Genomic DNA, 15,407 nt, shown 5'->3' with positions numbered 1-15,407 from the left:
GTCGCCTCGCTCGGCCGGCGGCCGGAGTGAGCCCACGATGAGCCTGCCGCACTGGTCGTACGTTGCCATGCTGGCCTTCTGCCTCGCGGGCACCCTGCCGCTCGTCGCGGTGTTCCGGCTCGACGTGCTGCGCCAGCCCGGGCGGCTGCTGCTGACCATCCTCCTGGCCGGCACTCCGTTCCTCGTCTGGGACCTCTACGCGACCGCCTCGGACCACTGGACCTTCGACGCGGCCCAGACGCTGCCGTGGAGGGTCGCCGACCTCCCGCTCGAGGAGATCGGCTTCTTCGTCGTCATCCCCCTGGTCGCGGTGCTGACCTACGAGGCCGTGGGGGCCACCGCCTCACGCGACCGCGTGCCCCCACGGCGTGGGCGCAAGGAGCCGACATGAGCTACACCGCCATCGCCGTGGTGGCGGTGCTGGCGGCCCTCGCCCTGGACCGGCTGGTCGGCACCCGCCTGACCAGCACCAGGAGCTGGTGGGCGGCCTACGGCATCATCGTGTTCTTCCAGCTGTTGACCAACGGCTGGCTCACCGGCCGGGGCATCGTCCGCTACCACGCCGCCGAGATCATCGGCAGCGAGCGCGTCACCTTCGTCGGGGACGGACGCCTGGTCTACGCGCCCGTCGAGGACCTCGCCTTCGGCTTCGCCCTCGTGCTGACGTCGTGCGTGACCTGGGTCCGGCTCGGACGGCGCACCCAGGAGGGAGAGGCGTGAGCGCGACCCGGTCCTGGGCGAGCAAGCCGCTGGACATCGGGGTGCCCGGCCCGACCCCGCTGGACATGGCCCGGGAGCTGCGGTCGATCCGTGCCGACCCGCTCTCCTTCCTCTCCGCCGTGACCGAGCAGTACGGCGACCTGGTGGCGTTCCCGGTCCCCGGTGCGCCGGCCCTGCTGCTGAACGACCCGGTCGACGTGCGCCACGTCCTGCAGACCTCGGCCCGCAACTGGGGCAAGCAGACGATCCAGTACGCCGCGCTCTCCCGGGTGACCGGCCCCGGACTGCTGGCCTCCTCCGAGCCCAACTGGATCGAGCACCGACGCGTCGCCGCACCGGCGTTCCACCACCAGCGGCTCGAGGCGGTGGCCGACCAGGTCCGGGCGGCGGCCGACGCGGCCATCGCGGAGCGGCTCGGTGGCGACGTCGCCGCGGGCGGAGCGCTCGTGGACGTCGCCGCGCTCACGCACCGCATCGGTCTGGACGCCGTCGGACGGGCCCTGTTCTCCACCGACCTGTCCGGCCACGCCCAGCGCCTGCTGGACGCGACCAGCGACGCGGCGACCCTGGTCTACCGCCTCGGACGCTCGGTCCTGCAGACGGCAGCGTGGGCACCGACGCCGACGAACCTGCGGCTGCGTTCGACCTACCGTCGCCTGGACGCGATCTCGGCCGACCTGGTCGCGCAGCGCAGAGGGGGGCGTCCGGCGGCCGGCGGATCGCACGGCGACGACCTCCTCGGTCTGCTGCTGGACAGCGGGATGAGCGACGCCGAGATCAGGCACGAGCTGGTCACCATGGTCATCGCCGGGCACGAGACCGTGGCCGCGGCGCTGGCCTGGACCCTGATGCTGCTCGCCGAGGACCAGGCCGTCCAGGACCGGCTGCGCGCCGAGCTGACGCAGCACGGCGGCCCGGTGTCGCTGATGGGGCACCGCGAGACGCTGCCGTGGACGCGGGCCGTCGTGGACGAGTCGCTGCGCCTCTTCCCACCGGCCTGGGCCCTGTCCCGACGCTCGCGCGGCGAGGACGTCATCGCGGGGCATCCCGTCCCCGCGGGCACCCTGGCGATCATCAGCCCCTGGCTGGTCCACCGACGCAGCGAGTCCTGGCCCGATCCCCTGACGTTCCGCCCCGACCGCTTCCTCGGCGCGACCGGGACACCGCCGGGCTACCTGCCGTTCGGACAGGGACCGCGCCTGTGCATCGGCCGCGAGTTCGCGCTCGGCGAGATGGTCGTCGTGCTCAGCCGGCTGCTCACGACCTACCAGGTCGACGTGCCGGACGGCTGGTCACGGCCCCGAGCGGAGGCGAAGGTCGCGGTCCACCCCCACGGCGGCATGCCCCTGGTCGTGACCCGGCTGGGCCGGACCGGGTCGTGACCGACCTGGTCGTCGCCGTCCTGCTGCTGGCGGCCGTGGCCGGAGCCGCCTGGCTCCTGCGCGACCTCCGCACGCTCCCCGCTGCCGGACCGCATCGCGACCGGGCCGCCTCGGTCTCGGTCGTCATCCCGGCCCGCGACGAGGAGGCCACCCTGCCCGGGCTGCTGGAGTCCCTGCGCGCCCTGAGCGTCGGTGTCCGCGAGGTCGTCGTGGTCGACGACGCCTCCCGGGACGCGACCGCCGCGGTGGCCCGGGCCTCGTCCGCCACCGTGCTCCCCGCCGGGGACCCGCCGCCGGGCTGGACGGGCAAGGCCTGGGCCTGCCACGTCGGGGCCGAGGCGTCGAGCGGCGACCTCCTGCTGTTCCTCGACGCCGACACGAGGTTGGCGCCGGAGTGCCTGGGTGGACTGCTGGAGGTCCACGAGGGGTACCGCGGTCTCGTGTCGGTGCAACCCTTCCACGCGGTCGTTCGCCCCTACGAGCAGCTCTCGGCGTACTTCAACGCGGTCGCGGTGCTGGCCAGTGGCGTCTTCGGCCGTCGGCCCGCAGCCCACCCGATGGCCTTCGGGCCGTGCCTCCTGACGTCCCGGGCCGACTACGAGCGCGCGGGCGGGCACGCCGCCGTCAGGAGCGAGATCCTCGACGACGTACGACTGGCGGCGGCCTACCGCCGCGCCGACCTGCCCGTGAGGTGCTTGGTGGGCGGCGAGGCGCTGCGGATGCGCAGCTACCCCGGTGGGCTACGGCAGCTGGCCGACGGGTGGATCAAGAACTTCGCCTCCGGGGCGTCGGCCGCCGCGCCCGCTCCGACCGTCGGTGCCGTGGCATGGGTCGGCGCGCACCACGCCGTCGCCGTCGGCGCCGCGCTGGCCCTGGCCCAGACCCTCTCCGGGCAGCACGTGCCGATGGTGCACGGCCATCTCGCCCTGTGGGTCGTGGCCTGGCTGGTCGTGGCCTGGCAGCTGAGGTCGGTCCTGAGGTCGGTCGGCTCGTTCCGCTGGTGGACCTGGCTGCTGTTCCCCGTGCCCCTGCTGGCGTTCGACCTGATCTTCGCGCGGTCCCTGGCCGACACCGTCGTCGGCCGCTCGGTGCGGTGGCGGGGGCGCGAGGTGCGGCTCGATCACGACGGACCGGTGGAGGACGGCGCCTGATGCTCCGCCTGCTGATGCCGCAGACGGTGACCATCGCCGTCGACATCGTCGCCTGGGGGGCCTTCCACAGCCTCACCGGGTTCGCCGCCCACCGGCTGGACGAGCGCCGGCTGGTCCGGGACGGCTGGCTGCTGCGACAGCGCGCGTTCGAGGACGGCGGACGCTGGTACCGACGCCGGCTCCGGATCCACCGCTGGAAGGACCGTCTCCCCGAGGCGGGTGCCCTCTTCCCGGGCGGGATGAGCAAGCGCCAGCTCCCGACGTACGACGCCGAGGGGCTGCGGGTCTTCGCCCGAGAGACCCGCCGCGCCGAGCTGGCGCACTGGTGGGCGCTGCTCTGCGGCCCGCTCTTCGTCCTGTGGAACCCCCCGCTCGCCTCCGCCCTGCTCCTCACCTACGGAGTCCTGGTCAACCTCCCGTTCATCCTCATCCAGCGCTACAACCGCTTCCGGATCGAGACGCTGATCGGGCGTCTGCGCCGATGACGAGCGTCGACAGCGACCGGGCGCCGTCGCGACCCGCGGAGTCTCGTCATGGCCCCATCGCGCAGCTGCTGATCGCCTGGGCCCCGCTGAGCGGGATCCTCGTCGCCTATGCGATCGCCCAGTGGATCAGCTCTCCCCTGGCCGATCCGAGCGGCGTCGGGGAGACCAACCGGCTCGGCTTCCCCCTCCACGTCGCCGGACCTCCGCGCGTCGACGAGGCCGTCTTCGGAGCGGTGCCGACCGTGTCCCTCCAGCAGCAGCTGGTCGACGGGGCACCGCACTGGTACGACGGCGTCGCGGCGCTGATCTACGTCACCCACTTCGTGGCCATCCCCCTCGTCACCGGCCTCGTGTGGTTCCGGATGCGGGACCGGTTCGGTGCGTGGCTGGCGGCCATCTTGACCTTCACCGTCGTCGGGGTGACCGGCTACGTCGTCTACCCGGCCGCCCCTCCCTGGTGGGCCTCCGAGCAGGACCGGATCGGCGTCGTGGACCGCATCTCCGGCATCGGCTGGCACTACCTGAACCTCGAACCCATCGCTCGGCTGACCGAGTTCAGCCAAGGACGGAGCAACCCGGTGGCGGCCATGCCCTCGCTGCATGCCGGGGCCGCGCTGCTCGTCGCACTCTTCCTGTGGACCTCGGTGGGCAACAGGGTGCGCACCGCGCTGCTCCTCTACGCCGGGCTGATGGCCCTGGTGCTCGTCTACACCGGGGAGCACTACGTCGTCGACGTGGTCGTCGGCTGGCTCACGGCGGGCGTGGCGGTCGCGGCGAGCCGGGCTCTCAGGCGACGGGGCAGTACCAGGCGACGCCATCTCTCGACTGTCGCCCCCGGCAGCCGGGGCGGTCCCTGACGCCGGGCAGCGTCGCGGTCGCGGTGACCAGCGGGTGGTCGCTGAGCCTGCGGTCCTGGGTGCTGTCGTCGGCAGCGTGGCCGGAGAACGTGAGGTCACGCGTGCCGAAGATCCAGTCGATCTCCATGTCGTGCGGCAGGACGCAGCCGGACCCGTCGTTGACGGCCCCGTCGGCCGAGTGCATCCCGGTGCCGCCCGCGAACGGGCAGGCGAACTCCTCACGGTCGTTCATGTCGCCGGTCACGACGACCGGGGTCCCGTCGGCACCGAGGCGTGCGACGAGCGCGATCTCGATCTTGGTGGCACGGGCCCGCAGCCTGCGCGCGTCCCCCGCGACGTCGGCGGCGTTGTGGAAGTTGGCGAACCAGACCTGGCGGCCCGACGCGACGTGCTCGAGGAGCACGTGCGGCATCGGCGTCATCCTGCGTCCGAAGTAGGGCACCTTGACGGTCCCCGTCCTCACCAGCCTCCATTGCGCGGTGCGCCAGATGATCGAGTTGTCCGAGAGCCAGTCCCCCAGCTCGGTCCCGGGGTAGATGCCCCACTCCCCGCCCGTGAGCTCGTGCAGCTGTGCCACCTGGGGGTACTGAAGCTCCTGCAGGCCCACCACGCCTACGCCCTTGTCGGCCAGCAGGTCCAGCTGGGCCGGCAGGCGCTTCTCGGCGACGGCGTAGCCCTTGCGTCGGCCGGGTCCGCGAGTGTGCGTCGCACCGAGGACGTTGAACGACGCCACCGTGATGGACGGGCCCTTCCCGAGCCTCGTGGGCACACGCTCCAGCCCTTGCGTGCTCATCACGCGGTCCAGGCGCGCGACGGTCGGCAGGCGGCTTGCGCGGGCCGGAGGGCAGCCGCAGGCTGACGGTGACGTCCCGGGGTCGGAGCGGGAGGACCTGACGATGTCGAAGGCGGACGGCACCACCAGCGCCACGACCGCCGCGGAGATCGCGCCGACCGCCGCGAGCGAGGCGAGGTAGGCGACGACCCTCGAGCGCCCTGACAGGCGTCTTCTGAGCCCGCCGCCAGCCGCCATGCTGCCCACTCCGTCCCGTCGATGAGGTTGTCCTCCGCAGCCTACGAGGCCGAGCCGGGGGGGACGGCTCCTCCGCGAGGTCGAGGTCGCCCACGTCTCGGGACTCCGGATCTGGCCGAAGAGGGGACATCTGCCGCTGGGCGACCTAGGTTGGGGCGTTCACGAGACACTGGGGGGTGTCGTGCAGGAGAGCTCGACGAGTCAGGACAGCTTGCGGCGACGGGTCACGTGGGTCCGCAGAGGCGTCGGATGGTCGAGCCTCGCCCTGGTCACGACCTTGTTGGCCGTGGCCGCCCCCTCTGACCAGGGCCCCCCAGCCGACTCGCACGAGCACGGCTCTGCCGGGTCGCACTCGGACGAGCACGGCGACCATGCCGCGTCCGGGCACGAGATGGCCGGCATGGTGGCGCCCTCACCCGCGGCGTACGTCGCCGACGACCGGTCGCTGGAGCGCCGCGCCTGGACGGCGACCGAGCAGGTCGGCGCGGGTCCCGAGGGCACCCGCTTCCTCTCCGCCGACGAGGCCGTCGACGACGACCCGGCGAGCGTGTGGCGCGCGAGCACCGGCACGCCGGCGGTCCTGACCGTCGACCTCGGCTCCTCCGGCCTCGTCCTCGGGCTCGACTACGTGGCCCCGGGCGACGGGGTCGGCGCGATCACGCAGTTCGAGGTCGCCGTCAGCACCGACGGCACCTCGTGGAGGACCGTGGCCGACGGCCGGTGGCCCGACGACGGCCGGGCCGTCCCCACGGAGTTCGAGCAGGTGGAGGCGCGCTTCGTGCGGCTCACCGCCCTCGAGACGCGTGACGGACGGTCCCCCGCCGTCGCCGACCTCGACCTGCGCACGCCGAAGCACGAGGCCCGGCGCGGCGCCCCCGCCCCTCGTGCGCCGGAGGGCCGGCCGTCCGTGGTCGGCCGCTGGAGCCGCACGATCGCCTTCCCGCTGGTGCCGGTGGCCGTGGCGGCGCTGCCGGGCAACCGGCTGCTCACGTGGTCGGCGTACGCGACCGACGACTACGACCCGCAGGCGATGGGCTACACCCAGACCGCGATCCTCGACCTGGACACGATGAAGGTCAGCCGACGCCTGGTCACCAAGACCCGGCACGACATGTTCTGCCCCGGCGTGGCCATGCTGCCCGACGGCCGGATCATGGTGACCGGCGGCAGCAACGCCAACCAGACCAGCATCTACGACCCGAAGCGCGACACGTGGAAGGCCGGCCCGCCGATGAAGGTCGGCCGCGGCTACCACGCGATGACGACGATGCCCGACGGCCGGGTCTTCACCGTGGGTGGCTCCTGGGGCCCCGGCGGCCTCGGGGGCAAGGTCGGCGAGGTCTGGTCGCAGCGCGCCGGCTGGAGGCGACTCGCCGGTGTCTCCCCGAAGAAGATGCTCACCGACGACCCCGCCGGGATCTTCCGCCAGGACAACCAGATGTGGCTCTACCCGGTGGCTGACCGCAAGGTCCTCCAGGTCGGACCCAGCCAGAAGATGAACGTCATCTCCCTGCGCGGCCGCGGCTCGGTGCGCACCGTCGGCAAGCGCCCCGGCAGCGCCCAGATGAACGGCAACGCCGTCATGTACGCCCCGCACCGGATCCTGGTGCTCGGCGGTGCTCCCGCCTACGACGAGACACCCTCGGTCAAGGAGGCCTTCACCATCGACATCCGGGGCAAGCGGCCCCGCGTACGGCGGACCGGCTCGATGATCGAGCCGCGCACGTTCGCCAACAGCGTCGTGCTCCCCGACGGCCAGGTCGTCGCCGTCGGCGGCCAGGCCAGACCCCTGGCCTTCTCCGACGTGGAGTCCCGCTACCGGCCCGAGATCTGGAGCCCCCGCACCGGCCGCTTCCACCTCGGCGCCTCGATGGCTGTGCCGCGCAACTACCACAGCGTCGCGGTGCTCCTGCCCGACGGCCGGGTCTTCTCGGGGGGCGGCGGTCTCTGCGGCGACTGCGAGACCAACCACTTCAACGGCCAGATCTACACCCCCGGCTACCTGTTGCGAGACGACGGCCGCCTCCGAGCCCGGCCGCGCATCACCCGAGCTCCTCGCACCGCACGGCTCGGCTCGCAGATCACCGTGCGGACCCGCAGGGGGGCGCGCTCGTTCTCGCTCGTGCGCATGGCGGAGGCGACACACACCGTCAACAACAGCCAGCGTCGCATCCCGCTGCGCGTCGTACGCCGCGCGGGAGCCCGCTCCACGCTGCGGCTGCCGGCGGACGCCAGCGTCCTCCTGCCGGGCAACTACATGCTCTTCGCGATGGACCGCCACGGCACGCCCAGCCGGTCGCGCCTCGTCAGGGTGCCGGTGCGGTGACCGCGCTCAGCTGAGCTCCCTGGCCGCGCGCACGCGCTCGTGGACCATGCCCAGCACCTCGTCCCGATCCGCCTCGACGAGCGCCAGCCTCAGGACGAGGTCGCTCCCCCACCGGCGAGGTGCGCCGCGGACCGATCCGGACGTCTGGAGCTCCAGGGCGTTGAAGTCGTCGGGGGGATGCTCGGGGACACCGCCCCTGAGCGGCACCACTCGCTCCACGTCCGCCCACCGCACCGAGCGGCGTGGCCAGCGCGCGGTCTCGATCCCCTCCGGCGTCAGCCAGTACTTCGTCCCGGTGGCCGCCCGCAGGCACAGGACGGCCGGGACCAGCCCGACCGAGGAGAACACCGGCCCCCACCACCAGTCGCTGTCCGGAGCGGCCGCGGCGGCGCCACCGATCATCAGCCCCAGGCCCACGGCCACGGTCCCCCAGGTCCACCAACGGTCGGCCGCCTCCAGCCCGAGGCGACCGTCCTGGACGAACGCACCCATGGGCAGACCGTCCTCCTGGTCCGCGGCGACCAGGTCTCGTCGGTCGCGCGCCAGTGCCTCACTGCCCGCGCGGCCCACGCGGGCCGCTCCCCCCGCACCGACGGCGACGAGCACCAGGCCCGTCAGCAGGAGCAGCCAACCTCCTGCCTCACCGTGGAGGACGACGTCGGGAGCCGCTGCGGAGACGAGACCCAGGCCCAGCGCCACGGCGCCCAGGCCGACGCGGAGGGCGAGACGGACCCGACGCACACGTCGGAACAGTCTCTTGCGCGGCATGCGGCGACCCTAGGCCGAGGGCGAGGTGCCGTCGCCGGCCGCGCCGTCGCGAAGGCTGCGCAGCTCTGCCTCCACCTGGTCCGCGCGGGACGCGTCACCGGTGTCCCGGCACAGGTCGAGGGCGGCCCGGAGGTCGGTCTCCGCCTCCCGGGTCAGTCCGAGCTCTCGCGACGCCCGCGCGCGGATCCTGAGCGCGCGGACGTGGAGGATCGCGGACGGATACTCCTGCTGCAGGGTGATCGACTGGGACGCGCGCAGGACGACCTCCTCGTGACGACCGAGCAGGGCCAGGCTCGTCGCGATGTTGACCAGGACCCCGATGCGCGTCACCCCGGCCACCTGGTGTCCCAGCTCGGGGCCGGCTCGGTCGACCAGCTCGAGCACGAGCTGGCCTTGGGCCATCGACTCCTCGGGTCGACCGAGGTCCTGGAGGATCTCGGCGGTGTGGTGACGGACGGTGATGACACCTTCACGGTCACCCGCGGCTTCGAGGAGCGGAGCGGAGCGCTCGGCTGCGGACCAGGCCTGGTCCAGGGAGCCCGTCGTGAGGTGGGCCCAGCTCTCGTAGAAGCACGCCCAGCCCTCCTGCCGGGGGTTGCCCGCCCGTGCCGCGACCTCCCGCGCCTCGCCCGCCAGGAGCAGCGCGGTGTCCGGGTCGGCGCGGGTCACCAGCTCGGCCCACGCGAGGTAGCCGAGCTGGGTGGCGAGCAGGTCGTCGTCACTCAGGGCTCGTGCGGCGGCCACGCCGGCGGCGTACACCTCGTGCCAGTGTCCCCAGTGCGTCCAGCGATCGGAGAACCAGTGCAGCGACTCCGCGACCTCGGCCACCAGCCGGTGCTCCCCGGCCCATGCGGACGCCTGGAACGCGGCGAACCAGTGGTCCGCCTCGGTCTCCAGCCAGGCGTGGGCGGAGCCCGGCGTCTCGAGCCGGACCAGGTCGCCGACATCGGCCGGCGCGTTCTCGTACTCCGGCTCGAAGCGTCGGCCCGCCTGGATCGTGACGTGGAGCAGCCAGTGCCGCAGGGCGAGCGCGACCCGCTCACGGGCCGCCTCGTCCTCCTCGGCCACGAGACGCTCCCGGGCGAAGAGCCGGAGCAGGTCGTGCAGCTCGAACCGGCCCTGCGCCGCACCCTGGAGCAGACCGAGGTCCGAGATCTCGTCGAGCAGGTCCTGGGCGTCGAGCAGGCTCGTCTCGCTGAGCTGGGCGCACACGGCGTCGCCGAAGGGGGCTGCCGGCAGGAGGGCCAGTCGTCGGAAGACCCTCCGGGCCGGCGGGGAGAGCTGCTCGTAGGACGGGGCGATCGTGGCGCGCAGGTCGAGGTCGCCGGCGCGCAGTCCGTCGATGCGCCGGTCCTCCACGGCGAGCCGGTCGATGAGGTCGCGAGCAGACCAGGCCTCGCGGCTGGCCAGCCGGTTCCCTGCGATGCGCAGGGCGAGAGGGACGTGGTCGCACAGGGCAGCGAGCCGGTCGATCGCGTCGTCGCGCAGCCGACCGTCGTCCCCGAACCGGCGCAGCGGCACGATCCGCCGCAGCAGCTCGACCGACTCCGAGGGCCGGAGCCGGACCAGGAGCACGCGCACGATGGACTCGAGACCCGCAAGCGGTCGGCGGCTGGTGAGGATCGCTGCTGCGGGTGCCAGTCGCGGCAGCAGCGCCCGCACCTGGCTCTCGTTGGCCGCGTTGTCGAGCACGACGAGGACCTGACGGTGGGCGATCAGCTCCTGCCAGATGTCGACGGCGTCGGCCTCCCGGTGCGGGACCCTCCCGACCGACGGGTCGACCGTGCTGATGAGTCGGGTGAGCGCCTGCAAGGGCGTCACCGGGGTGGCGTCGAACCCACGCAGGTCGACGAAGACGCAGGTCTCGAACGAGTCGCCGAGGAGTGACGCCGCACGCACCGCCAGCGCGGTCTTGCCCAGCCCAGGTGGTCCGTGGACGAGCGCGACGGGTGCGGGCCCACCCTCAGGAGCCCTGAGCCCCTCGGCCAGGCGGGCGAGCTCGGTCTCCCGGCCGGTGAAGTCGGCGATCCCGCGCGGCAGAGGGGCTCGTCCGCGTGGACCGTCGGGTCCTCGGTGCCGGCCGGCCCGCGCCGCGGCCAGGAGCGCCTCACGCTCGTCCTCGCCGAGCGCCAGGCCGTCCGCGATGAGCTCCACCGTGCGGCGCTGGGGGCCCAGGCTGGCCCCTCGCTCGATGTCGCTGACGGTCCGGTCGCTGATCCCGGAGCGCGCGGCCAGTGCCTCGAGGGTCAGGTCGCGGGCGAGCCTGAACCTGCGCACGAGGGGGCCCAACGGCTCACTCACAGGCTTCACTTCTGCGTGCTTCCTTCGTGGTCACCAGAGCCGTCCAGACCCTTGAATGGTAGGGCCGGCTGGCGCTCGCGAGTCGGCCCACCCACGAGAAGGACGAGGACCACCCATGCCCACCCTCACCACGACCGACGGCGTCGAGATCTTCTACAAGGACTGGGGCAACGGCCAGCCCGTCGTCTTCAGCCACGGCTGGCCCCTGTCCTCCGACGACTGGGACGCCCAGCTGATGTTCTTCCTGAGCCAGGGCTTCCGCGTGGTCGCCCACGACCGTCGCGGCCACGGTCGCTCCGAGCAGGTCGCGGACGGTCACGACATGGACCACTACGCCGACGACCTCGCGGCCGTCGTCAGCCACCTCGACCTGCGCGACGCCGTGCACGTCGGCCACTCCACCGGCGGTGGCGAGGTGGTCCACTACCTGGCCCGCCACGGACAGGACCGGGCGGCCAAGGCCGTCCTCATCAGCGCCGTCCCGCCTCTCATGGTCCAGACCGACACCAACCCCGGCGGCCTGCCCAAGGACGTCTTCGACGGCATCCAGGAGCAGGTCGCGACCCGCCGCGCCGCGTTCTTCCGCGAGTTCGCCGAGGGTCCCTTCTACGGCTACAACCGCCCCGGCGCCGAGCCGAAGGAGGGCGTCATCGCCAACTGGTGGCGCCAAGGCATGGCCGGCGGCGCGCAGGCCCACTACGAGGGCGTCGTCGCGTTCTCCCAGACCGACTTCACCGAGGACCTGCGCGCGATCACCCTGCCCACCCTCGTCCTGCACGGCGAGGACGACCAGGTCGTGCCCATCGCAGACTCGGCGGAGCTGTCCGCCAAGCTGCTCCCGAACGGGACGCTCAAGACCTACCCGGGCTTCCCTCACGGGATGCCCACCACCCATGCCGACGTCATCAACGCCGACATCCTGGACTTCATCCGCGCATCCACCCACGACTCCAGCGCGTCCTGACAGGCCCGACGCACTGACCTGCGAGCGCGTCCCGGGAGCCGCATCGGCCCCAGGGCGCGCTCTCGGAGCCCAAGAGACGCGACGTCAGTGCGCCACGAAAGGGGGTGCGCCGCCACTACGGACCGGGTGAGAATCCGTCCATGTCGCAGCCGTCGCCCCAGGAGCACGTCGACCGCCGGGTGCTGGCCTACTACGGCACGGAGTTCGACGAGAGCGACCGCCTCGTCGGCCGGTCGGGTCAGGGGGTGCTGGAGCTCGAGCGGACCTTGGAGCTCGTGCGTGAGCGGGTGGCGTCGGGCTCCCGGGTCATCGACGTCGGCGGCGCCTCCGGCGTGTACGCCGCCGCGCTGGCCGAGCGGGGCGACGACGTCCTGCTCGTCGACCCGGTCCCTCGGCACGTCGAGGCCGCTGCGGCGCACGGCACCTTCGTCGCCGTGCGCGGCGACGCCCGGGCCCTCCCGACGCCGGACGACCGCTTCGACGCGGCGCTGCTCCTCGGACCGCTCTACCACCTGGTGGACCGCGCCGACCGGCTCCGCGCCCTGGCCGAGGCCGCCCGGGTGGTCCGCCCGGGTGGTTGGGTCTTCGCCGCCGGCGTCTCGCGCCTCTCCGCCATCGCCTGGGTGACGGTGATCCAGCCGTCCGTCGCGCTGGCGGCGACCGGCGTCACCACGGCGACCGCTCCACTGCCCGAGAAGTGGGGGCGGCTCGTGGCCGACGGCGCCGGCGAGCTCGGGCCGCGCGGCTTCCCCGGTGGCCACTTCCACGTCGCCGACGAGCTGGAGCGCGAGGTGCTCGACGCCGGTCTCGTGGACGTGCGCGTGATCGGCGTCGAGGGTCCGGGCGGCCAGGCTCTCGACATCAGCCGGTCACACGACCCCGACCTCCTCGACGCCGCCCGCACCCTGGCGCGCGCCTACGAGTCGCGGCCCGGCCTGCGCGACCTCAGCCCCCACCTGCTCGCCATGGGCCGCACCCCGACCGGCTGAGGAGCCGCATGACGTCCCGCCCCGCGTGCCGCACACTGAGCCGATGGACCTCCCCCACAGCGACGACCTCCGAGGCGGACGCCTCCACCACCGGGAGCTGACCGGGCTCGAGATCCGCGACTGCGAGGTCAGCGGGCTGAGGATCGTCGACTGCTACGGCAGCGACGTCCACGTGGCCGGCGGCTTCGATCGCGTCGTGGTCAACGACGTCGACGTGACCGCCTACGTCGAGGCCGAGCTCGACCGGCAGCACCCGGTGCGGGTCCTGGCCCGCTCCGCCACGTCGGTCGACGACTACCGCTCCGCCTGGGACGCGGTCGAGACGATGTGGCGACGCACGTTCGACCGCGCCCGATCGCTGCCCGAGAGCATGCTCCACGAGCGGGTCGCCGACGAGTGGTCCTTCGTGGAGACCCAACGTCACCTGCTGATGGCCTCCGACGCCTGGCTCGGCAGTGCCGTGCTCGAGGAGGACTCCCCCGTCCACCCCCTCGGCCTGCCGCACGACGGCATGTCCCCCGACGAGTCGGCGTCCCTGGGCCTCATCCTCGACGCCACTCCGTCCCTTGACGAGGTGCTGAGCCCGCGCCTGGAGCGCATGGCCACGACGCGCCGCCTCGTCGACGGCCTCACCGACGCCGAGCTCGACCGGGTGTGCGGTCGCAAGCCCGCGGCGTCCTACCCCGACCAGGAGTACGTCGTCCGGCGCTGCCTCACCGTCGTGCTCAAGGAGGAGGCCGAGCACCACCGCTACGCCGTGCGTGACCTCGAGGTCCTGGAGGCTCCGTGACGCCGCGGCCGAGCTGGGCGACTACGACGCGGCCGACGCCTCGAGCGCGTCGAGCGCGGCCGGGCTCTCGGGGCCGACGTAGACGGCGTACTCGCTGCCGTCCTGCACCCACACGCCCTGGATGACCCGGTCGGTGATGTTGAACTCGTCGCCCTCGATCTTCTTCATGACCTGCTGGCCCGACAGCTCGACCCACGGCTGCGAGCCCTTCTCCCAGCTCAGGCCGCCGAGCTCCTGCGCGGACGTCGAGGAGAAGATCACGCTCGCGTCCTCGGGGACCTTGGTGACGCACTCGTAGGCGAAGTCCGGGACGTAGACGACCTCGGGCCCCGCCGCCGGCTCGTAGGAGGCGCAGTCCTCGACCGTCTGGCTCCCCCAGCCCTCGGCGGCTGGCGAGACCAGCAGCCGGTCGTCTCCCGGGTCGCCCGACGACGTGGCCGAGGCCCCCGAGCCGGCCGTGCCCTTGTCGTCGTCGTCACCGGTCAGCTGCGTGACCGCGACGGCACCGACGATCACGGCCGCGACGGCCAGGACCGCGAACAGCACCGTCGTGCGGGATCCACGCTTGCGGGAGGTCTCCGAGTCCATCCCCCCAATCTAGCCGTCGGGCGGTGCCATCGCCTGCACCGTCACGAGCCGAGGGTCGAGTACCTCTCCCCCACCCGGTACGTCGCGACGCCGAGGGTCGAGTCGCTCTGGCCGTAGTAGGCGAACCAGGTGTCCTTGAAGTGCACCAGCCCCTCGACGAAGGTGACGTTCGAGACCAGGCCGTGCTGGTCCTCGTAGGTCGAGGGCTCGAGCCACGGGCGCTTCATCTCGGCGAGGATCCGTGCGGGGTCCGCGGGGTCGAAGAGCAGCTGCCCGGCCGTGTAGCGCACCGTGCCGTCCTCGAACCTGACGGCGGCGTTGTTCACCAGGAGGATCAGCCCGTTGTCCGTGACGATCGGAGGCGGACCGACCTCGACGAGGAAGTCGCCGAACGTCCCGGCCGGCGTCGGCACCATCACCGGCTCCTCGTTGGAACAGGGCTCCCAGTGGATGAGGTCGTCGGACCAGGCGTGGTAGATCGAGCCCTCCCCGAAGTACATGAGGTAGCGCCCGTCGACCTTCTCCCGCAGGATCCCGCCCGCCTTGCTCCAGGGTCCGTCGATGCCGTTGCCCTGGGGCAGGAAGGTGTTGAAGTCGGGGAACATCGGCCCGTGCTTGGTCCACGTGAGCAGGTCGGTCGAGGTCGCCAGGCACAGCCTCGCGTTGACGCGGTCCCAGCCGGTGTAGGTCAGGTAGTAGGTGCCGTCGATCTCGGTGACGCGCGGGTCCTCGGCGCCGTAGCGCTCGTAGTCCTCGGTGGGCGACAGGACCGGCTCGGGGTGCCGCTCGAAGTGGATGCCGTCGTCGCTGGTCGCCAGCCCCACGTGCGACACGATGTCGTCGGCGTGGGCGCGGTAGAGCAGCACGACCTGGTCGTCCTTCACCACCGCGGCGGGGTTGTAGACGCTGCTGGACTCCCAGCCGTCGCCCTGGGGGCGCAGGATCGGGTTCTGCTCGTACGGCGTGAAGGGACCGAGCGGGAACTGGGCGTGCGGGCGGGAGTGCGGGTCGGACTGCTGCGTGCTCATGGGTTGCCTCTCGTCGGGGTCGGGGGCG

15 protein-coding genes are annotated in these 15,407 nt (G+C 72.8%); 10 read left to right on the top strand and 5 right to left on the bottom strand.

Features of this window, described 5'->3' with window-relative positions; genetic code table 11:
* Positions 1–37: 37 nt before the first annotated feature.
* The 6 genes from E4622_RS06865 to E4622_RS06840 are packed head-to-tail and all read left to right on the top strand — an operon-like array spanning position 38 to position 4,595.
* Positions 38–391 (top strand): lycopene cyclase domain-containing protein, encoded by a 354-nt coding sequence (locus E4622_RS06865; protein WP_209021801.1) that lies wholly within the window; start codon positions 38–40, stop codon positions 389–391.
* On the top strand, positions 388–720 hold the full coding sequence (locus E4622_RS06860) for a lycopene cyclase domain-containing protein (RefSeq protein WP_134739269.1): 333 nt from the start codon (positions 388–390) through the stop codon (positions 718–720). Before E4622_RS06865 ends, E4622_RS06860 begins: the two co-directional genes overlap by 4 nt.
* Positions 717–2,102: a cytochrome P450 gene (locus E4622_RS06855; protein ID WP_134739268.1), complete on the top strand. Its 1,386-nt coding sequence runs from the start codon at positions 717–719 to the stop codon at positions 2,100–2,102. Before E4622_RS06860 ends, E4622_RS06855 begins: the two co-directional genes overlap by 4 nt.
* Positions 2,099–3,253, top strand: coding sequence for a glycosyltransferase (locus E4622_RS06850; RefSeq protein WP_167735991.1), 1,155 nt, complete (start codon positions 2,099–2,101; stop codon positions 3,251–3,253). Before E4622_RS06855 ends, E4622_RS06850 begins: the two co-directional genes overlap by 4 nt.
* Complete coding sequence (locus tag E4622_RS06845) at positions 3,253–3,738, top strand: hypothetical protein (protein ID WP_134739266.1); 486 nt, start codon at positions 3,253–3,255, stop codon at positions 3,736–3,738. Before E4622_RS06850 ends, E4622_RS06845 begins: the two co-directional genes overlap by 1 nt.
* Positions 3,735–4,595, top strand: a complete 861-nt coding sequence (locus E4622_RS06840; protein ID WP_134739265.1) for a phosphatase PAP2 family protein — start codon at positions 3,735–3,737, stop codon at positions 4,593–4,595. Before E4622_RS06845 ends, E4622_RS06840 begins: the two co-directional genes overlap by 4 nt.
* Here E4622_RS06840 and E4622_RS06835 read toward each other — a convergent pair.
* Positions 4,525–5,625, bottom strand: coding sequence for an endonuclease/exonuclease/phosphatase family protein (locus tag E4622_RS06835; RefSeq protein WP_134739264.1), 1,101 nt, complete (start codon positions 5,623–5,625; stop codon positions 4,525–4,527). The two genes, E4622_RS06840 and E4622_RS06835, sit on opposite strands and share 71 nt — an antisense overlap.
* Positions 5,626–5,911: 286 nt before the next feature.
* On the opposite strand from E4622_RS06835, the gene E4622_RS06830 reads away from it, so the two are divergent.
* Positions 5,912–7,951: a galactose oxidase-like domain-containing protein gene (locus E4622_RS06830; protein WP_134739263.1), complete on the top strand. Its 2,040-nt coding sequence runs from the start codon at positions 5,912–5,914 to the stop codon at positions 7,949–7,951.
* Positions 7,952–7,957: 6 nt separating this feature from the next.
* On the opposite strand, the gene E4622_RS06825 is transcribed toward E4622_RS06830, so the two are convergent.
* Positions 7,958–8,719: a hypothetical protein gene (locus tag E4622_RS06825; protein ID WP_134739262.1), complete on the bottom strand. Its 762-nt coding sequence runs from the start codon at positions 8,717–8,719 to the stop codon at positions 7,958–7,960.
* 9 nt (positions 8,720–8,728) lie between these two features.
* Positions 8,729–10,996: a helix-turn-helix domain-containing protein gene (locus E4622_RS06820; RefSeq protein ID WP_167735990.1), complete on the bottom strand. Its 2,268-nt coding sequence runs from the start codon at positions 10,994–10,996 to the stop codon at positions 8,729–8,731.
* 139 nt (positions 10,997–11,135) lie between these two features.
* Between E4622_RS06820 and E4622_RS06815 the strand changes: the two genes are divergently transcribed.
* From E4622_RS06815 to E4622_RS06805, 3 genes are all read left to right on the top strand, one after another.
* On the top strand, positions 11,136–11,984 hold the full coding sequence (locus E4622_RS06815; protein WP_134739260.1) for an alpha/beta hydrolase: 849 nt from the start codon (positions 11,136–11,138) through the stop codon (positions 11,982–11,984).
* Positions 11,985–12,124: 140 nt separating this feature from the next.
* Positions 12,125–12,973, top strand: a complete 849-nt coding sequence (locus E4622_RS06810; RefSeq protein WP_134739259.1) for a class I SAM-dependent methyltransferase — start codon at positions 12,125–12,127, stop codon at positions 12,971–12,973.
* A gap of 43 nt (positions 12,974–13,016) precedes the next feature.
* Positions 13,017–13,763 carry a DinB family protein gene (locus tag E4622_RS06805; protein ID WP_134739258.1) on the top strand — a complete coding sequence of 249 codons (747 nt, stop codon included), beginning with the start codon at positions 13,017–13,019 and terminating at the stop codon, positions 13,761–13,763.
* A gap of 21 nt (positions 13,764–13,784) precedes the next feature.
* On the opposite strand, the gene E4622_RS06800 is transcribed toward E4622_RS06805, so the two are convergent.
* Entirely contained in the window at positions 13,785–14,351 is a 567-nt protein-coding gene (locus E4622_RS06800; RefSeq protein WP_134739257.1) for a hypothetical protein, read from the bottom strand.
* Positions 14,352–14,392: 41 nt separating this feature from the next.
* A complete protein-coding gene (locus E4622_RS06795) occupies positions 14,393–15,379 on the bottom strand; it encodes a glycoside hydrolase family 130 protein (protein ID WP_134739256.1) in 987 nt (328 codons plus the stop codon).
* Positions 15,380–15,407: the final 28 nt, after the last annotated feature.

Source organism: Nocardioides sp. 503 (genome assembly GCF_004522095.1).
GTDB lineage: Bacteria > Actinomycetota > Actinomycetes > Propionibacteriales > Nocardioidaceae > Nocardioides.
Note: the sequence above shows the minus strand (reverse complement) of the source record. Positions and strands in the feature narration are given on the sequence as shown.